This window comes from Thalassospira australica, from assembly GCF_000763295.1.
GTDB classification, from domain to species: domain Bacteria; phylum Pseudomonadota; class Alphaproteobacteria; order Rhodospirillales; family Thalassospiraceae; genus Thalassospira; species Thalassospira australica.
In genome coordinates this window covers 256,252-274,503 of sequence record NZ_JRJE01000031.1, presented here as the reverse complement: position 1 = coordinate 274,503, position 18,252 = coordinate 256,252, and the positions used below count along the sequence as shown (strand labels likewise).

17 protein-coding genes are annotated in these 18,252 nt (G+C 52.0%); 6 read left to right on the top strand and 11 right to left on the bottom strand.

Annotation, left to right across the window (positions count from 1 at the left end; all coding sequences use genetic code 11):
* Positions 1-59 precede the first annotated feature (59 nt).
* Complete coding sequence (locus tag JF44_RS0114430) at positions 60-1,283, top strand: phosphopentomutase (protein ID WP_033069667.1); 1,224 nt, start codon at positions 60-62, stop codon at positions 1,281-1,283.
* A 37-nt stretch (positions 1,284-1,320) separates the two neighbouring features.
* Entirely contained in the window at positions 1,321-1,974 is a 654-nt protein-coding gene (locus tag JF44_RS0114425; RefSeq protein WP_238318462.1) for a DsbA family oxidoreductase, read from the top strand.
* Positions 1,975-2,032: 58 nt separating this feature from the next.
* On the opposite strand, the gene mfd is transcribed toward JF44_RS0114425, so the two are convergent.
* Positions 2,033-5,530, bottom strand: coding sequence for a transcription-repair coupling factor (mfd, locus tag JF44_RS0114420; RefSeq protein ID WP_052065935.1), 3,498 nt, complete (start codon positions 5,528-5,530; stop codon positions 2,033-2,035).
* Between the two features lie 7 nt (positions 5,531-5,537).
* Entirely contained in the window at positions 5,538-5,810 is a 273-nt protein-coding gene (locus JF44_RS0114415; protein WP_033069666.1) for an FAD assembly factor SdhE, read from the bottom strand.
* A 227-nt stretch (positions 5,811-6,037) separates the two neighbouring features.
* On the opposite strand from JF44_RS0114415, the gene recG reads away from it, so the two are divergent.
* Positions 6,038-8,125 (top strand): ATP-dependent DNA helicase RecG, encoded by a 2,088-nt coding sequence (recG, locus tag JF44_RS0114405; RefSeq protein ID WP_033069664.1) that lies wholly within the window; start codon positions 6,038-6,040, stop codon positions 8,123-8,125.
* Positions 8,126-8,189: 64 nt separating this feature from the next.
* Here recG and JF44_RS0114400 read toward each other — a convergent pair whose 3' ends face one another.
* Entirely contained in the window at positions 8,190-9,053 is an 864-nt protein-coding gene (locus JF44_RS0114400; protein WP_033069663.1) for a DUF502 domain-containing protein, read from the bottom strand.
* Between the two features lie 200 nt (positions 9,054-9,253).
* On the opposite strand from JF44_RS0114400, the gene JF44_RS0114395 reads away from it, so the two are divergent.
* Both JF44_RS0114395 and JF44_RS0114390 read left to right on the top strand, forming a co-directional pair.
* The gene (locus JF44_RS0114395) at positions 9,254-9,523 is read left to right on the top strand and encodes a hypothetical protein (RefSeq protein ID WP_033069662.1); all 270 of its coding nucleotides are present in this window, start codon (positions 9,254-9,256) and stop codon (positions 9,521-9,523) included.
* On the top strand, positions 9,510-9,962 hold the full coding sequence (locus JF44_RS0114390) for an NUDIX hydrolase (protein ID WP_033069974.1): 453 nt from the start codon (positions 9,510-9,512) through the stop codon (positions 9,960-9,962). The genes JF44_RS0114395 and JF44_RS0114390 overlap by 14 nt, the downstream gene beginning before the upstream one ends.
* 76 nt (positions 9,963-10,038) lie before the next feature.
* On the opposite strand, the gene rpoH is transcribed toward JF44_RS0114390, so the two are convergent.
* The gene (rpoH, locus tag JF44_RS0114385; protein WP_033069661.1) at positions 10,039-10,908 is read right to left on the bottom strand and encodes an RNA polymerase sigma factor RpoH; all 870 of its coding nucleotides are present in this window, start codon (positions 10,906-10,908) and stop codon (positions 10,039-10,041) included.
* Between the two features lie 619 nt (positions 10,909-11,527).
* On the opposite strand from rpoH, the gene JF44_RS0114380 reads away from it, so the two are divergent.
* Positions 11,528-12,061 (top strand): YchJ family protein, encoded by a 534-nt coding sequence (locus JF44_RS0114380; protein WP_033069660.1) that lies wholly within the window; start codon positions 11,528-11,530, stop codon positions 12,059-12,061.
* Here JF44_RS0114380 and JF44_RS0114375 read toward each other — a convergent pair whose 3' ends face one another.
* The 7 genes from JF44_RS0114375 to JF44_RS0114345 form a co-directional block, all read right to left on the bottom strand.
* Positions 12,062-12,460 (bottom strand): NUDIX domain-containing protein, encoded by a 399-nt coding sequence (locus tag JF44_RS0114375; protein ID WP_238318461.1) that lies wholly within the window; start codon positions 12,458-12,460, stop codon positions 12,062-12,064. It lies immediately after the preceding gene.
* Between the two features lie 230 nt (positions 12,461-12,690).
* Positions 12,691-13,221: a single-stranded DNA-binding protein gene (gene ssb, locus JF44_RS0114370; protein WP_033069658.1), complete on the bottom strand. Its 531-nt coding sequence runs from the start codon at positions 13,219-13,221 to the stop codon at positions 12,691-12,693.
* Between the two features lie 59 nt (positions 13,222-13,280).
* The gene (locus JF44_RS0114365; protein WP_033069657.1) at positions 13,281-13,754 is read right to left on the bottom strand and encodes a GAF domain-containing protein; all 474 of its coding nucleotides are present in this window, start codon (positions 13,752-13,754) and stop codon (positions 13,281-13,283) included.
* Positions 13,755-13,899: 145 nt separating this feature from the next.
* On the bottom strand, positions 13,900-14,970 hold the full coding sequence (locus tag JF44_RS0114360) for a sn-glycerol-3-phosphate import ATP-binding protein UgpC (RefSeq protein ID WP_033069656.1): 1,071 nt from the start codon (positions 14,968-14,970) through the stop codon (positions 13,900-13,902).
* Between the two features lie 57 nt (positions 14,971-15,027).
* Positions 15,028-15,882 carry a sn-glycerol-3-phosphate ABC transporter permease UgpE gene (gene ugpE / locus JF44_RS0114355; protein WP_033069655.1) on the bottom strand — a complete coding sequence of 285 codons (855 nt, stop codon included), beginning with the start codon at positions 15,880-15,882 and terminating at the stop codon, positions 15,028-15,030.
* Positions 15,883-15,894: 12 nt separating this feature from the next.
* A complete protein-coding gene (locus tag JF44_RS0114350; RefSeq protein ID WP_033069973.1) occupies positions 15,895-16,773 on the bottom strand; it encodes an ABC transporter permease subunit in 879 nt (292 codons plus the stop codon).
* 84 nt (positions 16,774-16,857) lie between these two features.
* On the bottom strand, positions 16,858-18,156 hold the full coding sequence (locus tag JF44_RS0114345) for an extracellular solute-binding protein (RefSeq protein WP_033069654.1): 1,299 nt from the start codon (positions 18,154-18,156) through the stop codon (positions 16,858-16,860).
* Positions 18,157-18,252 lie beyond the last annotated feature (96 nt).

The following is an 18,252-nucleotide window of genomic DNA, read 5'->3' as shown; positions in this document are numbered from 1 at the left end:
ATTTGTGACTATCTGCGGGTAAGGCGAGTACCCGAGATCAGGTTTGAAGGATTACATTAATGGCACGTGCCATCATCATCGTTGCAGACAGTTTTGGAATTGGATCGGCACCGGATGCCGCGAAGTTTGGCGATCAGGGTTCAGATACACTGGGCCATATCGCGGAGCATTGCGCGAAGGGATTGGCGGATAGCGATATACGCAGCGGGCCGCTTAATGTGCCGAACATGGTCGCACTTGGCCTAGGCGAAGCTGCAAGGGATGCAACGGGGCGTGTCCCACCCGGGCTTGATCACGGCGGGGCAATGGTCGGTGCATTCGGCCATGCCAAGGAGATATCGCGCGGCAAGGACACCCCAAGCGGCCATTGGGAAATTGCTGGTGTGCCGGTTGATTTCGATTGGGGATATTTTCCTCAGACCGTGCCAACCTTCCCGGCAGAACTCACCGATGCCCTGATTGAACAGGCCAAATTGCCCGGTATCCTGGCCAACTGTCACGCATCAGGTACAACGATCATTGCTGAGCTTGGGGAAGAACATATCAAAACCGGCAAGCCGATTTGCTATACCTCGGCCGACAGCGTTTTTCAGATTGCTGCACACGAAGAACATTTTGGGCTGGATCGACTTTACGAGGTTTGCGAGATCGCCTTCAAACTGGTTGAGCCATACAATATCGGTCGCGTGATTGCCCGTCCATTTGTGGGTGAAACCCCTGCTGAGTTCAAACGGACGTCCAACCGGCGCGATATTGCCGTTCCGCCGCATAAACCAACGCTGCTTGATCAGTTTAGCGGAGCCGGCGGTACTGTGATTTCTGTTGGTAAGATTGCAGATATCTATGCCCATCGCGGGATCGCAAAAAAGGTCAAGGCATCTGGTAACATGGCGTTATTTGACGCGATGATGAACGAAATCGCCGAAGCACCTGATAACAGTATTGTGTTCACCAACCTGGTGGACTTCGACATGGAATACGGTCACCGTCGTGATGTCGTTGGTTATGCCAATGCGCTTGAGGAATTCGACAAACGTATCCCCGAGTTGCGCGAAGCACTTAAACCCGGTGATCTGGTGATTATCACTGCTGATCACGGGTGTGATCCAACTTGGCGCGGGAATGACCATACGCGCGAGTTCGTGCCCATTCTCGCCTTTGGGCCGGCGATTGCGCCGGGCCCGTTTGGTTTGCGTGATACCTTTGCCGATATCGGACAAACGGTTGCCGATCACCTTGGGATCGTGCCATTGGCAGTTGGTACGTCTTTTTTGAATGGATAATCGAATGAATTGGCCGTTAGGACAAAGTGAACCTTCCATGTCCCCCATCAGGATCGAGGCAATCGTCGATACGATTTGTCCGTGGTGCTATATCGGCAAGAAGCGGCTGGAAAAGGCTTTGTCGCGCGAAAAGCTCGACAACATGATCATCCATTGGCGCCCGTTCCTGCTGAACCCCGATATGCCCAGTGGCGGTATTGACCGCAAATTGTATCTGTCAGCCAAGTTCGGTGGATCAGAAAGTGCTGAGCGGGTCTACAAGGCCATTGAAGACGCGGGTGCGGCTGTTGGCATTCCGTTTAAGTTCGATCAGATCAAGGTTACACCGGATTCAACTGACTCACATCGGTTGATCTATAAGGTTTGTGCGGAGCGCCCGGCTGTTGGCAACGCATTGGTTGAAGATTTGTTTGTTGCCTACTTCCTTGAAGGTCAGGATATCGGCGACTTGGAACTTCTGGCTGAAATTGCTGTGCGGCACGGAGAAGACCGAACCGAAATTCTTGAATATCTGGCCGGTGATATGGACCGTGATTTTGTCGGACAGGAAAACCGTGTTGCTCATCAGATGGGTGTTACCGGTGTGCCGTGCTTCCTGTTTAACAGTCGTCATGCCCTGTCGGGGGCGCAGGAACCTGATATTTTACAACGCATGATCCGTCTTGCACGGCAGGAAGAAACTCCGGCTTGATCTGCGATGCATGGGAATCCAAAAAAGGCGGGATAACAATTTGTTACCCGCCTTTTCTTTATGTTTTGACTGCAATATCAGACAGTCTTTTTATAAGCCGCTTAAGCCCTTCAAGACGGTCTGTTGGGCCATCCCAGCCTGCAGCATAGACGATTTTGTGATCCGGGCGCAGGCGGGCCACGCCAACCTGTTGCTGGATAAATCCGATCAAGCCTCCCGGGTTCGGAAACTCGTTGTTTCGAAGCGTAATCAGCGCACCTTTCGGTCCGGCATCAAGCTTCTCGATATTGGCGACACGACACCATTGTTTGATCGTGACCACATCAAGCAGGTTTTCAACTTCCTTGGGTAGCTTGCCAAACCGGTCAATCATTTCAGCGGCAAACTGGTCAACTTCTTCGCGCGATCGCAATTCGGAAATACGGCGATACAGGCCAAGGCGCACCCCAAGATCAGGCACATAACGATCCGGAATCAAAACCGGCATGCCAATATTAATTTGCGGAACGAAGCTTGCTTCTTCAGATGCATCGATTTCGCCTTTGGCTTCTGCCACGGCCTCTTCGATCATCTGTTGATACAGTTCAATCCCGACTTCCTTGATATGGCCTGATTGCTCTTCACCCAGCAGATTGCCTGCCCCGCGAATATCAAGATCATGACTGGCAAGATTGAACCCGGCGCCAAGACTGTCGAGTGTCTGCATGACTTCAAGGCGCTTGAGCGCGGTTGCCGTCAATTTCTTGCCGTTCGGCAACGTCATATAAGCATAGGCGCGCTGCTTTGACCGCCCGATACGACCGCGCAACTGATAAAGCTGCGCCAAACCAAACATATCGGCACGGTGAATGATCATTGTATTGGCATTGGGTACATCGATACCCGATTCAATGATGTTCGTCGCCAGCAACAGGTCAAACTTGCGATCGGTAAAGTCAGTCATCACCTGTTCAAGGTCACGCGCACCCATTTGACCGTGTGCCACGTCAAACTTGATTTCCGGCACAAGCGCTTCGAGTTCTTTGGCAACCCGGCCAAGTTCATTGACACGTGGGCAGACATAGAAAATCTGTCCGCCACGATGGCGTTCGCGCAAAATGGCTTCGCGGACAACAACCGGATCATATGGCGTGATGTAGGTGCGCACGGCCAAACGGTCGACCGGCGGTGTCGCAATGATCGACAGTTCCTTGACCCCGGTCAGCGCCAGTTGCAACGTTCGTGGGATCGGCGTGGCGGTCAGGGTCAAGACGTGAACGTCTGATTTCAGCTCTTTCAAACGTTCCTTGTGTTTGACGCCGAAATGCTGCTCTTCATCAACAATCAGCAGGCCCAGATCCTTGAAATGGACCCCGTTCCCCAGAAGCGCATGCGTGCCACAAACGATATCAACATGACCGCTTTCAATGTTCTCTTTTACCAGCTTGGCATTCTTGCCCGTCACCAGACGTGACAATTGTTCAACCCGAACTGGCAAACCTTCAAACCGTTCCTTGAAATTCAGGTAATGCTGGCGGCACAACAATGTGGTTGGCGCAACAACAGCCACCTGTTTGCCCGACATCACGGCAGCAAAGGCCGCCCGCATGGCGACTTCAGTCTTGCCAAACCCGACATCACCGCAAACAAGCCGATCCATTGGCTTGCCTGCTGCCAAATCATCAAGCGTGTCACGAATGGCACGTGCCTGGTCCTCTGTCTCGGCGAATGGGAAACCGGCGCAGAATTCATCATAGCTGCCTTCCGGTGCCTGAAGCGTAGCACCTTTGCGTAAGTGACGCTGGGCGGCAACCTTGATCAGCTTGCCTGCCATATCGCGGATACGTTCACGCAGCTTGGCCTTCCGGGCCTGCCAGGCAACACCGCCAAGCTTATCAAGGATCGATATGCCCTCGTCCGAGCCATAGCGCGACAGAACTTCAATATTCTCGACTGGAACAAACAGTTTGTCACCGCCGTCATATTCAAGTTCAAGGCAGTCATGGGGCGCATCCCCGGCGGTCACCGTTTTCAGGCCCAGATAACGGCCAATCCCATGTTCCAGATGAACGACAAGATCGCCGTCAGAAATTTCGGATGCTTCGCGCAGGAAATTATCCGCCTTGCGGCGGCGTCCACCCGGGCGGCTCATCCGGTCGCCGAGAATATCCTGTTCAGTAACGAACCAAAGACCTTCGCGGCGAAAGCCACGTTCGATGTCAAGGATAACGACACCGACATGCTGATGGGTCAGGTCATCAGTGATGTCTTCCCAACATTCACAGGTAACGACCTTGCCAACGCCATGTTCACGCAGAAGCGATACCATCCGGTCACGAGATCCATCGGAATAGGCCGCAATGACGACCTGGTTTTCCTTGCCACGCTGGGTCGTGATGAAATCGCGTAATTCTTCGTAAAGGTTGGTGTCAGCCCGTGCACGCACATCGCCAAAATCACGCCCTGCCCGCGCCCCAAGATCATAAATCCCGCGTTCCGGGTTCTCGTCATCATAATAGGGCGAGAATTCCAGAACCGGTCGGTCTGACAACATGCGGTCAAATTCCGCTTGATCCAGATAAAGCCGCTCCGGTGGGACCGGCTTATAAACGTTGTCGCCGGAAAGCCCGCCACCCTTGATATTAAGGCGCGCCTGATAGTAATCGTCGATCATCTCAAGACGATTTTCAATCACCTCGCCATATTGATGATCAAGACTGACCACGGTTTCCGGCAAATAGGCAAAGATCGTATCAAGCCCGTCATGGAACAAGGGCAACCAATGTTCCATGCCACCATATTTCAGGCCGTTCGAGATCGACTCATAAAGCGGATCAGTTTGCGACACTGCGCCAAACAGTTCACGGTAACTGCCGCGGAACCGCGAAATGCTGTCCGGATCCAGATAGACTTCCCCCACCGGCAGAAGGGAGATTTCCTTTACCTTGCCGACCGTGCGCTGGGTTTCGACATCAAAACGGCGGATGCTTTCGATTTCGTCACCAAAGAAGTCAAGCCTGACAGGCTCTTTCATGCCCGGCGCAAAGATATCAACGATATCGCCCCGCACCGCGTAGTCACCCGGTTCCATAACCTGTTCAGCACGGTTATAACCCATGCGCTCAAAATACGCGGTCAGGTCTGCACGGTCGTATTCGCTACCGGCTTTGAACGCCAGTTTCCCTTTGCGCATGACCTCGACTGTTGGCACACGCTGCATCGCCGCCGCGGCAGTCGTCAGAACAATCCGGCCGTTTCCGAGGCGTGAGTCTTTACCATCTGCCAACGTCGTCAGCGTTTCAACGCGACGGGACGTGACTTCTGTAATTGGCGAGACCCGGTCATACGGAAGGCAATCCCACGCAGGCAGGGTGAGGACTTCTATTTCACCTGCAAAGAATTGCAGAGCCTCGGCAAGTTGTGCCATGCGCTTGTCATCACGTGCGATATGCAGCACGGTCTGGTTTTTACCAGCGGCTTCGAGAAGTTCACGTAAAATAAGCGCATCTGCCCCTTCCGGAACACCGCCGACCCGTTTTCGACCATTGGTCGATATGATTGTTTTGATTTTGTTCAATGTCTTATCAGGCGTTGCTGAGTTCCCGGATCATGCGCAGAACGTCACTGTCATACTGCGCAGGCGCGGCTTCCTTACCCGTTGCCCATTTAAAGAAATCGGCATCAGGCACTTCGTTGATAAGGGTTTCGAATGTATCAAGCTGTTCTTCGGTCAGGGTTGCCAGATGCTTGTCCATGAAGCGGCCCATCAGGATATCATTTTCCTTTGTGCCACGATGACTGCCGCGGAAAAGCAGTTTCTTGCGGCGCATTTCAATATCCGAAGGTGTATCGGTCATTCTACGATCTCCTGACTTCCTTTGCAGCACCCGGCGGGATGGGTGCAACAGCCTGTTCTGTGGCATGGTTTGTACGGCAAAACACCTTACGGGTCCATGATGTGATCGGGTCATTTTGCATCAAATGATGACTTGATGGTTGTCGCACGATACTTTTGTTGTATACCCACGCCATAAACGCAATTGTTCTATTAACGTTCTCATCAAAAGTTTCAACGAAAACCGACATGCGCCCGGAAATCCTGTTCCCGCTTTTTGCTGAAATTGATACTTTGACCGGCATCGGACCGCGTTTAAAGCCGCTGGTTGCGCGTCTGATCGGTGGCGAACATGTTGCGGATCTGCTGTGGCATTTGCCATCCGGCATCATCGACCGCCGCTTTTCGCCCGATCTTTCGGAAACCATTGATGGATCTGTCGTGACGATGGATGTCTGGGTCGAACGACACGATCCGCCTCCAAATCGCCGGCGACCCTATCGCGTAGTCTGTAAAACGGAAAGTGGGACGCTTGTGCTGGCGTTTTTCAATGCGCGCGCCAAATACCTTAATGATGTTCTGCCGGTTGGCGAGAAGCGCATTGTTTCAGGCAAGATTGATCATTATCGCGGCGAATATCAGATCACCCATCCTGATCGCATCGGCACAGAGGCGGAACGCACAGAAATCCAAACAGTTGAGCCGATCTATCCCATGTCGGCCGGTGTCACCGGCAAGACATTGACCAAGGCAACGCGCGCAGCCCTTGCGACACTTCCGGACCTGCCGGAATGGCATGACCCTGCCCTGATGGCGCGCCATAAATGGCCCAGTCTTTCCCAAGCTCTGCACACAGTTCACAACCCACAAGATGAAGCTGACCTGTCACCGGATCATCCGGCACGCAAACGGCTTGCATATGATGAACTTCTTGCCAATCAGCTTGCCCTGACATTGATACGCGCCAAAGTGCGCACGCTTGGGGGGCGCATTACACAGGGTGACGGACACCTTCGCAAAGCATTGGCCGCAAACCTGCCCTTTGCCATGACAGGGGCACAGGAACGCGCACTTTCTGAAATCTATGACGATATGGCCAGCGAAGGTCGGATGCTGCGCCTGCTGCAAGGCGATGTCGGATCGGGCAAAACCGTTGTGGCCTTGATGGCGATGCTTAATGCCATTGAATGCGGTCGTCAGGCGGCCTTGATGGCGCCAACCGAAATCTTGGCCCGGCAGCATTTTGAAACCATTTCCCCACTGTTGGAACAGATCGGCATTAGTTGCGCGATCCTGACTGGCCGGGACAAGGGCAAGTCACGCAAAACGGCCCTTGAAGGTTTTGCCAGTGGCGAAATTCAAATCGCGGTAGGCACCCATGCGCTGTTTCAGGATGATGTCGTCTTCAAGGACCTTGCCTTTGCCGTTGTTGACGAACAGCACCGTTTTGGCGTGCACCAAAGATTGATGTTGGCGGGCAAAGGTCAGGCTGTTGATGTGCTGGTGATGACAGCAACCCCTATTCCACGCACACTGACACTGACAGCATTCGGGGATATGGAAGTTTCCCGCCTTGATGAAAAGCCACCCGGTCGTAAACCTGTCGATACCCGCGTTCTCCCGATCGACAAGGTAGATGATGTCATTTCAGGCATTGGTCGCGCGATGCGCAGCGGCACCAAGATTTATTGGGTTTGTCCGCTGGTCGAAGATTCCGAAGTTCTTGATCTGCAAGCCGCCGAGGAACGCTATCGCGTGCTGGTCGAATTGTTCGGCGATGCCCGCGTTGGCCTTGTTCATGGCAAGATGAAGGGCAAGGAAAAAGACGACGTCATGGAAAAGTTCGCCCATGGTGACACGTCGATCCTTGTCGCAACCACGGTGATCGAGGTTGGCGTGAACGTGCCAGAAGCCACCATTATGGTGATCGAACATTCCGAACGGTTTGGATTGGCTCAACTTCACCAGCTCCGCGGCAGGATCGGCCGGGGGGACGCTGCTTCGACCTGTTTGCTGTTATACGGCAATCCGCTTGGGCAGATATCAAAAGCCCGCCTTAAAATCATGCGTGAAACCGAAGACGGGTTCGTGATTGCAGAAGAAGACCTGAAGCTGCGCGGTGCCGGCGAAGTTCTTGGCACGCGTCAAAGTGGCCTTCAGGAATACCGGCTGGCCAACCTTGAACTACACGGCGATTTGCTTGCGATTGCCCGTGATGATGCGCGCCTGATCGTGGAACGTGACCCGGACCTTAGAAAGGCGCGCGGGGATGCCTTGCGATTATTGCTTTATCTTTTTGAACGCGATGAAGCGGTTCGCTATTTCCGATCAGGATAAACAACCAAGGGCGCACCATAATGATGCGCCCTTTTTATCTGCGGGATCACGAAGACGATAACGCTTATGCGTCTTCGTGTGCTTTGCCGTCTTTTTCCTGTGGATCTGTCGGCTCCATACGTGCCGGAATGTCGCGCGAAACAAGGATCGGTACGTTTTCCTTTTCACGCAGCGTATCGACGTCTTCGTAAGTTTTTGCAGAAACCTTTGGCTGCTTCTGTTCCTCGACCGGGCGACGATCCGGTGGCGTCACAATACCGCCTGACATCACCATCTTGATCGCTTCCTCGACGGTCATATCAAGGATCACCAGGTCCCGTCGGGGAACAAACAGCAAAAATCCCGATGTTGGGTTTGGCGTTGTTGGCAGGAAGATATTGATCACCGTATCTTCGGTAAGATGTTGAACTTCACCTTTTGTATCACCGGTGATAAAGCCGATCGCCCACATCCCGCGGCGCGGATATTCCAGTAATACAGCCTGACGAAAGGCATTTGACTGATTGGCCAGGACGGTCTCAAGAATTTGCTTGATAGCGCTATAGATGCTGCGAACCGCCGGAATGCGACCCAGAATGCGTTCATAAAGCTTGATCAGCGCACGGCCGGCAAAGTTGGTTGTAAACCAGCCAACAATGGTGATGAAGACAAGCACAACCAAAAGACCAAATCCCGGTATGCCATACTCTTCATAACCGACCGGGAGATAGGATTCCGGGTTGTAATGAGCCGGTATCAGCGGGATGACCTTGCTGTCGACAAAATCGATGAACCACCAAGCGAGGCCGAATGTGATGGCAAGAGGCGCACTGACAAGCACGCCGGTCAGAAAATAGGCTCGCGTGCGGGCAAAAAGGCCCGGTTTTGATATTACGTGGCTCGAACCCTGGTCTTCCGAATTATCGCTGTCGTCGCGCTTGGCGTTCATTGATCACCTGTGTTGAAAAACCATATCTCAAAGCCATTGCATATTATTAGGCTTTAGCTTTTAGTCATTGTACGTGAGAATATGGCAAAGCTGGGACTTAAGGTTGGGTTCTTTCCCCTGGTCAAAGTGATAGCAGCATTCAAGTTTGCGGTGCAACCAACAAACCGTAATTCGCAAATTCGAATTAGTTTGGAGATGTTTTGCAGGTCTGGATTGTTGAATATATCTACGATGATGATGGCTCTGTCGGAATTAAGACCGCCAAAGTCCGTGCACCGGATTATGAGACCGCGCGTCAGTTTGCAATCGGTGATGCGCCAAGCAGTGATTTTGTAATGTCATTGCATCCCGAATCTGAAGATCAGTTTCTAGGAACGCCAAGTATTCGCGCCCGTGAAATGACCGGCAAGGTTGTTCATGACGTCCCCGACCCCGATGATGATTTGGAAAATGATGATGACGATATCTGAACTTGACGAACGAAGCTTCCTGCCACGACCACTTGTTGGCGTGGGGGCTGTTGTTTGGCATACGGATCATGTTCTTTTGATCCAACGGGGCAAGGAACCACATGCAGGCAGCTGGAGCTTGCCCGGCGGTGCACAGGAACTTGGTGAAACCGTTCGCGAAGCGGTCTGCCGGGAGGTCCTTGAAGAAACCGGGGTGAAAATTTCAAGCCCGATCCTTGTCGATACCGTGGACATGATTTCCAGGACTGAAGATGACAAGGTCGAATACCACTACACCCTGATCGATTTTGTTGCCGTCGCCCTTAATCCCGACATTACGCTTGGTGGTGATGCGGCTGATGCCAAATGGGTAAATGTCAAGGAAGTCACGCAATACAACCTTTGGAATAAAACGGTCGAGATGATCGCCAAGTCACGGGATGTTTTGGCAAAAACCTAAGTTCCTGACCAACATTGCAGAATCCAAAAAGGCGGCCCGCATGGAGCCGCCTTTTCATTTGGTGGATTAAAGCGTGTCAAGCCGCAGAATGTTGGGTCAGGACGCTTTCCTGAATTTTCTTGAACGCACGGGCTTCAAGCTGACGAACACGTTCACGACTGACACCAAAACGCTCGCCCAGTTTTTCAAGCGTAATCGGGTCATCGCTCAGGAAGCGGGCCTTGATGATTTCCTGTTCGCGTTCTGGTAGTTCACCCAAAGCGTTTTTCAGCATACCATTGTGCAAGACACGTTCTTCCGCATCGGCAACAAGTGCTTCCGGGCTTGGCGCCTCGGACGACAGGGTATCAAGATATTCCATCCCATCGTCTTTTGGCATCGGTGTGTTGAGCGAAAAATCACGCGCTGCAAGGCGACGGTTCATTTCAAGCGCTTCCCGGCCGGTTACACCAAGCTTCTCGGCAACCTGATCAGCTTCATCTGGCGATAGTTCGCCATTGTCATAAATATTAAGCTGACGCTTGGCTTTGCGCAGGCTGAAGAAAAGCTTCTTCTGTGCTGCCATCGTGCCAAGTTTGACCATCGACCAGCTTTGCAGAATGTATTCCGTAACAGCTGCACGGATCCACCACATTGCATAGGTCGACAGACGGAATCCGCGTTCAGGGTCAAATTTCTGTACCGCACGCATCAAACCCGTATTGCCCTCGGCAACAAGGTCCGCCATCGGCAGGCCGTAGCCGCGATAACCAAATGCAATCTTTGCAACGAGGCGCAAGTGGCTGGTAACGAGTTTATGGGCTGCCGCAGTGTCATCATGATCCTGATAACGGTGGGCAAGCATGTATTCCTCATCCGCTGTAAGCATGGGGAATTTCCAGACTTCACGGAGATAGCCGGAAAAGCCTTCTTCCTGGGAAACAGCAGGTAATTTAATGGCGCTCATTTCATGTCCTCCTGAGAGGTCTACGCGTGGACATCTGATGTTGGTACGGAGTCCGTCACAGAACAGATGACGCGCAAACACTATCGGTTGTGAATTAATTCACTGGACGACCGGAACCCTTCCGGAGAAGCAATTGAATTCCGGTCGTATCTCGTTCCAAAGTCACCTATGGAAGAGGACAGCAGACGCTAATAAGAAGTTCATTCATGGTGTCTCATCCTTACATGAAGCAAATCGACAATTTACATGTCCGCCAATTGGCCGGACGTTGATCCGGCGGTGCCTTTGGGCCCCCACCCGCATTTATTAATATATCTAAACCCGACCAAATTCGTCAAGAACTTCTGACCCGTGTTTCAGTTATATTAATCTTCCAGCATCAGCATTTTACAAAGCATAGCCGACAAAAACAGTCAGGTACTCCAAATGCTGATAATTCACGCTAAAATCGATATGCGGCAAAACAAAGGCAGCTCAACCATTTTGGGGAATTTTGATGACTAAAGGTCATATAGGCGCAGCCAAGGTGCGGAAAAGGTATCTGTCAACGGTCGCAAGATGGCATCCGCAAAGGGTATGCTATATGTTCACTCCATTCTGACAATTGATTGAAGTAACCATGACTGCCGTGACTGCACCTGCAACATCCCCCTGCCCATGTGGCAGCAGCAATACCTATCATACCTGTTGTGGAAAATATCATTCCGGCACAGCACACGCCGAAACGGCCGAAAAGCTGATGCGTTCGCGGTATTGTGCCTTTGTGTTGCGAGATAGCGCTTATTTGACGACAACACTCGCAGAAGAGAAGCGCATCGAATTTAACGCAGAAAGCATTTCGAGCGATCCAACGGAGTGGACGGGGCTTGAAATCGTCGAATGCGTTGCTGGTGGTGTTCTTGATCAAACCGGCAAGGTCGAGTTTATCGCGCGCTTCATCGAAAATGGTGAAACACATCAACTCCATGAGCGATCAAACTTTGAACGCCGGAATGGAAAATGGGTCTATGTCGATGGGGTGTTTCCCGGATCGAAGCATTCCACGTCTTCCGCCCGAAATGATAGCAAAGAACACATCGCGGTGGTCAAGGTCGGCAGAAACGATCCCTGCCCTTGCGGATCGGGGAAGAAATTCAAGAAGTGTTGCGGTTAATTAGCGGACGAATTCAAGCGCCCAGCGATGAAACTGTCGCAAGAGGCTGTTGTGGGCTTCATCAAGCGGGATCCAGATCAGTTCATGATCATCGTCAATTGGTGGGCCCAGTTTTTCGGTCAACTCGCAGGCAAAGAAGGTCGCACGTTTCAGGCGATAGCGCCCTTTGACAGCATTATTCACATACTGCGAAGCAAAACCAAGACGTGACAGGATACGCGCCTGATAACCAGATTCTTCATAGGTTTCACGGTATAGGGCATCACGTTCGCTTTCGCCATCTTCAACGCCACCACCAAGCAACACGATTCCCTTTGGCGTGCGCGCGACCGCGACCTTGCCATCTTTGCGTTTTATGACGGCATAAACGCAATCCTGAACGTTGTAGCTTTGCCCCATCCGCGGGGTTCCAAATATTGGACCGACCAAGTGGCCTCCCTAGGCTGCGGGTAGTACCCTGCGTATCTTAAAGCAGATTTTACCATGTATTTATAGTGTCATAGAGCCAATTACGCTGACTTCGGGTGAATCTTTGTCCGAGCTACCAATCTCACACCATCCAGATACAAAAACACCCCGAAACATAAATAATGTTCCGGGGTGTTGCTTTTGATGGGGTGTTCTTTGGATCAGAACGGGATTTCATCATCAAGGTCTGGTGCCCCGGACGGAGCCGATCCGCCACCTGACGAACCACCATTGCCCCAGCCCGCGTCAGAGCCGCCGCCGAAGCCGCCGCCACTATCCTGTCCGCCGCCATAGCCGCCACCAGAGGATGAACCACCACCCATACCGCCGCCATCGCCGCCGCGACTATCAAGCATGGTCAGGTTGGAGTTGAATCCTTCAAGCACAACTTCGGTCGTGTAGTTGTCCTTGCCGTCCTGCCCCTGCCATTTGCGCGTACGCAGCTGACCTTCGATGTAAAGTTTGCTGCCTTTTTTGACAAAGCGCTCAACCACATCTGCAAGGCCTTCGTTGAAAACAACGATGCGGTGCCATTCGGTACGCTCGCGGCGCTCACCAGACTGACGGTCACGCCACTGTTCGGAGGTTGCAATGCTGAAATTGGCGATTTTTTTACCAGCCTGGGTAAACCGGATTTCAGGGTCGCGACCGAGGTTCCCGACGAGAATGACTTTATTGACACTGCCAGCCATGGGTTATCTTCCAAAGTTTGTGTTGTCCGCTGCCCCGATATATCGGGACTTGTGGGTTATCATTGCGCAAAAATGCGCTGCATTAAAGTTTCAAGTGCAATGCGATCCGTTTCATCGAACGAATTTGGCTCGACACTATCGACGTCGAGCACCGCAATCAACTGTCCATCCGCATTGATTACTGGCACGACGATTTCCGAATTGGTTCGGCTGTCACAGGCAATATGGCCCGGAAACGCATGAACATCTTCGACGACCTGCGTTTCACGTGTTGACGCAGCCGTTCCGCATACACCACGCCCAAACGGGATGCGAAGGCAGCCCAATGTGCCCTGATACGGGCCGACAACCAATTCATTTTCCTTTGTTGGATCAACATTATAGAAACCGGTCCAGAAGTAATAGTCGAACTTTTGTGCCAAGATGCAAGAAACGGTCGCCATCAGGGCGGTCACATTCGTCTCGCCTTCGGTGATGCTGATCAGTTCTTTTTCCGCTTCTTCGTACAGCGCTTTTTTCTGGTCGGTCTGCATGTTGAACTCCTTAACTTTCGCGCATAGGAACTACCGCGTTCGCAACGTTCGAGACAAGCGTAAAGTGCCCGTAACCACAAACAAAAAACGCCTCTGACAAGATCAGCCTGTCAGAGGCGTTTGAAAGTCGGGTTATCTTTTGAGATCAGAGACGCTTGCCGCTTTCGATATCAAACAGATGAATTTTGTCGACCGGTACCGAAAGGCTGAGTTTTTCGCCTTTTTTGAACTGATGGGTTCCCTGCAGACGCAAGGTCACATTGTCTGCATTTGCGCCGAAATCAAGGTAGGCCAGGGTTTCGGCACCAAGTGATTCCACCATGCGAACCCCTGCATTGATGCGCCCTTCGCCGTCCTTGAGAAGCTCCAGATGTTCCGGGCGAATACCTACCGTAACGTCACGTCCGGCCTCTATGTCATGATCAAGGTCAAGCATGACGCCATCGCCAACCGTGACATGCTTTTTATCGTCAGAAACCTTGCCTTTAAGGAAGTTCATTGCCGGCGACCCGATGAAGCCAGCGACAAACTGGCTTGCCGGTTTTTCATAGATATCGATCGGAGTGCCGATCTGTTCTGCGACACCCCCGTTCATAACGATCAAACGGTCGGCAAGCGTCATGGCTTCGACCTGGTCATGGGTAACATAGACCGAGGTGATCCCAAGACGTTGCTGCAGGTTCTTGATTTCAAGGCGCATGTCAACACGTAGCTTGGCATCAAGGTTCGACAACGGTTCATCAAACAAAAAGACTTTTGGCTGACGAACGATGGCCCGTCCCATGGCAACACGCTGGCGCTGCCCGCCGGAAAGTTGGCGTGGTTTGCGGTCAAGGTGATCTTCAAGCTGAAGAATACGGGCCGCCTCGCGGACCTTGGTGTCAATCTCGGCCTTGCTATAACCGCGGTTCTTAAGGCCATAGGCCATATTGTCGTAATTATTCATATGCGGATAAAGCGCATAGTTCTGGAACACCATCGCGATATCACGATCAGCAGGTGCGACCTTGTTGACGACCTTGTCATCAATGCTTATTTCACCGTCGGTGATGCTTTCAAGCCCCGCAATCATGCGCAGCAATGTGGATTTACCACAGCCCGACGGCCCGACAAGAACAGTGAACTCGCCATCTTCGATTTTAAGGTCAATACCATGAATGGCCTTAAAGCCGTTGGTGTAGGTTTTCTGGGCCTGATTAAGCGTTACAGTTGCCATCTTAGTATCCTGTATGCGGATCGGTTGTTTTCAATTCAGCGGGTGAGGGAGACGGCATCATTTCTCCGTCTCGACCAGGCCCTTGACAAACATGCGCTGGAAGATCACCACCACCAGAACCGGCGGGATGGTTGCCATGATTGTCAGTGCGAATGCCTTAGGGAATTGCGGGATCTGCCCGCCTTCATAAAGCGAGTTATAAACCTGCTTGATCCCGATCACGATGGTATAGAGCTGATCATCTGTGGTCATAAGAAGCGGCCAGAGATACTGGTTCCAACCGACCACGAACATGATGATGAAGATCGCGGCAATCATCGTGACCGACAGTGGCACAAGGATATCGATGAAGAAACGAATTGGCCCTGCCCCATCCAGACGCGCAGCTTCAAGCAACTCATCCGGGACCGATCGATAAAACTGCCGGAAGAAGAAAGTGCCCGTGGCTGATGCAATCAGCGGCAAGATCAAACCGGTATAGGTATTGAGCAGACCAAGGTTTGCAACCACTTCGTAGGATGGCACGATACGCACTTCAAGCGGCAACAACAGGGTTGCAAAAATCACCCAGAAAAGCGGCACGGCCAGCTTGAAGCGGAAATAAACAATCGCATAGGCCGCCATCATCGAAATGATGACTTTGCCAATGGCAAAACCAAGGCCAAGGACCATGCTGTTAAACAGCATCTCGATGGCGGTCACCCTGCCCTTTGTTGCCGACGCATCAAACAGGATCGCGCCATAATTTTGGAAAAACTCTGCGCCCGGCCAGAACTGCAAACCGTTCTGGAAGACGTATTCGCGGGTATGGGTAGATGACGCAAAAGCAATCCAGACAGGCAGGATCATAAACAATGCGCCAAGAATCAGAATGGTATGATTGGAAAATACACGCCACTTCGATTGATACATGATGACGTCCCCCTAGTAATGCACTTTGCGTTCGATGAAGCGGAACTGGAACACGGTCAAAACACTGACCATGATCATCAGAAGGACCGACTGGGCCGCACTACCGCCCATATCCGCACCAAGGAAACCATCGACGTAAACCTTGTAGACAAGTGTTGCTGTCGATCCGCCCGGTGCGCCCTTGGTCGAGACGTCGATGATCCCGAACGTTTCAAAGAAGGCATAGGTCAGGTTGATTACCAGCAGGAAGAAGGTTGTCGGTGCGAGCAACGGGAATGTGATGGTCCAGAACCGGCGTTCGGGGCTTTTGCAGTCAAGCGTTGCAGCTTCCTGAACTGATTTCGGAATGCCCTGAAGGCCCGACAGGAAGAAAATAAAGTTCACACTGACCTGTTTCCAGACCGCAATCAGGATGACGACAAAGGCCGCGTCATTCGCATTCTGGATGTGGTTGAATTCAAACCCGAAGCTGTTGAAGGCCATGTAAAGGTCGCCCATCAGCGGGTTGAACATCATGTTGCCAAGCAGGCCTGCGACCGGCGGAGCAACGGCGTACCCCCACATCAGCAATGTCTTGTAGGACTTTGCCCCACGGATCACTTCATCTGCGCGCACAGCAAGAAACAATGAAATCGCGATGGAAAGGACCGAAACCAGGACAGAAAATACAACGGTGAAGATTGCAGACCGTGTCCAGGAACTGCTCGACAGGACGTCTTCAAAATTGCGGAACCAGACAAACTGCGAAGACAGCCCAAAAGCGTCCTCCAGCAGGAACGACTGATACAGCGCCTGTGCCGCCGGCCACAGGAAGAATATGGAAATAATCAGAATTTGCGGTGCGATGAAAAGATAAGGCACCGCGCTGTGTTCAAATTGTACGCGCTTCATTGTGAACGCAACCTCAAGGCAAAACCGAAAAATGCAAAACAGGGCGACCAAGGATTTGGCCGCCCTACTTTTGCGAAAAGCAGATTAGTTCGAATAGGTATCGTTGAAGCGTTTCAGAAGACCGTTTGCTTCTTCTTCGATCGTTGCGAAAGCAGCATCAACGGTTTCTTCGCCGTTCATGATCTTGTCGACTTCACGATAGATGACTTCACGGATCTGAACGTAGAAGCCAAGGCGATAACCTTTGGTCCACTCGCCACCTTCTTCGGAAAGCTGCGTAATACCAACTTCGGCATCCGGGCTTTCGTTGTAGTAGCCATCTTTTTTGGCAAGGTCATAGGCCGCATTGGTGATCGGCACATAACCGGTTTCTTTGTGCCAGTAGTACTGGGTTTCCGGTTTGGTCAGGAATTTGAAGAATTCCGCAACGCCGGCATCCTGTTCAGCATCATGACCGGCAAAAGCGAACAATGCCGCACCACCGATGAAGGTTGATTTCGGGGCATCACCAACGTTTTCCCAATACGGGAGTGTCGAGGTGCCGAAGTCAAACTGAGCTGATTTACGAAGACCGCCGAACGAACCGGATGAACCGATCCACATGGCAACCTGCTGCTGAACAAATGCGTCCTGGTTTGCACCCCATGCACGGCCATAATAACCGTAGTAGCCCGCATCTTTCCAATCCTTGACGTGCTGCCAGTGATCTTTCAGCGCGTCGTTGTTGTAAAGGATTTCTGCATCGGTGCTGTCATAGCCGTTGTTGGCGGTTGCCATCTGCAGGTTGTGACGGGACATGAAGTTTTCAAAGAAAATCCACGGGCTGTGCGACTGTGCAAGCGCGGTGTAGCCAGCTTCTTTGAGCTTCGGTGCAGCGGCTTCGAAATCCTGCCAGGTTTTCGGAACGTCAACACCGGCTTTGTCGAGAGCTTCTTTGTTGTAGTAAAGAAGCGGGGTCGAGCTATTGAACGGCATGCCGATCATTTTGCCGTCTGAGTCGGCATAGAAGTAACGCACACCCGGGATATAATCATTGATGTCAAATTTGACGTCATTGGCTTCAAGCAGGTCCTGAACCGGCTTTACAGCACCCTTTGCGTTAATGATGGTCGCTGCGCCAGCATCGAAGATCTGAATGATGTTTGGCTGGTTGTTCGCGCGAAACGCAGCGATACCCGCAGTCATTGTGTCTTCGTAGCCACCTTTGTTGACGGATACGAGTTTATATTCGTCCTGGCTTGCGTTGAAGTCTTCGGTGATCTGGTTAACAACGTCACCAAGTGCGCCATCCATTGCATGCCACCAGGTGATTTCAGTTGCAGCTTCTGCGGTGTTGCCCATGGCAAACATGGCAGCAGCAGCCATCAGTGTTTTACGGAACATGGTTGAGTAACTCCCTATTGAAAACTTGGCCCGGAACACCGCCTGCAGATCGGTGGCCGGCTAGCCATAGGTTTTCATGTCGGGAGGTGTTTTTCT

Bases quoted from the DNA above. Each gene is read 5' to 3' on its own strand.
- JF44_RS0114430 (WP_033069667.1), top strand. From the start codon at position 60: ATGGCACGTGCCATCATCATCGTTGCAGACAGTTTTGGAATTGGATCG.
- JF44_RS0114425 (WP_238318462.1), top strand. From the start codon at position 1,321: ATGTCCCCCATCAGGATCGAGGCAATCGTCGATACGATTTGTCCGTGG.
- JF44_RS0114415 (WP_033069666.1), bottom strand. From the start codon at position 5,810: ATGACCGATACACCTTCGGATATTGAAATGCGCCGCAAGAAACTGCTT.
- recG (WP_033069664.1), top strand. From the start codon at position 6,038: ATGCGCCCGGAAATCCTGTTCCCGCTTTTTGCTGAAATTGATACTTTG.
- JF44_RS0114400 (WP_033069663.1), bottom strand. From the start codon at position 9,053: ATGAACGCCAAGCGCGACGACAGCGATAATTCGGAAGACCAGGGTTCG.
- JF44_RS0114390 (WP_033069974.1), top strand. From the start codon at position 9,510: ATGACGATATCTGAACTTGACGAACGAAGCTTCCTGCCACGACCACTT.
- rpoH (WP_033069661.1), bottom strand. From the start codon at position 10,908: ATGAGCGCCATTAAATTACCTGCTGTTTCCCAGGAAGAAGGCTTTTCC.
- JF44_RS0114380 (WP_033069660.1), top strand. From the start codon at position 11,528: ATGACTGCCGTGACTGCACCTGCAACATCCCCCTGCCCATGTGGCAGC.
- JF44_RS0114375 (WP_238318461.1), bottom strand. From the start codon at position 12,460: ATGGGGCAAAGCTACAACGTTCAGGATTGCGTTTATGCCGTCATAAAA.
- ssb (WP_033069658.1), bottom strand. From the start codon at position 13,221: ATGGCTGGCAGTGTCAATAAAGTCATTCTCGTCGGGAACCTCGGTCGC.
- JF44_RS0114365 (WP_033069657.1), bottom strand. From the start codon at position 13,754: ATGCAGACCGACCAGAAAAAAGCGCTGTACGAAGAAGCGGAAAAAGAA.
- JF44_RS0114360 (WP_033069656.1), bottom strand. From the start codon at position 14,970: ATGGCAACTGTAACGCTTAATCAGGCCCAGAAAACCTACACCAACGGC.
- ugpE (WP_033069655.1), bottom strand. From the start codon at position 15,882: ATGTATCAATCGAAGTGGCGTGTATTTTCCAATCATACCATTCTGATT.
- JF44_RS0114350 (WP_033069973.1), bottom strand. From the start codon at position 16,773: ATGAAGCGCGTACAATTTGAACACAGCGCGGTGCCTTATCTTTTCATC.
- JF44_RS0114345 (WP_033069654.1), bottom strand. From the start codon at position 18,156: ATGTTCCGTAAAACACTGATGGCTGCTGCTGCCATGTTTGCCATGGGC.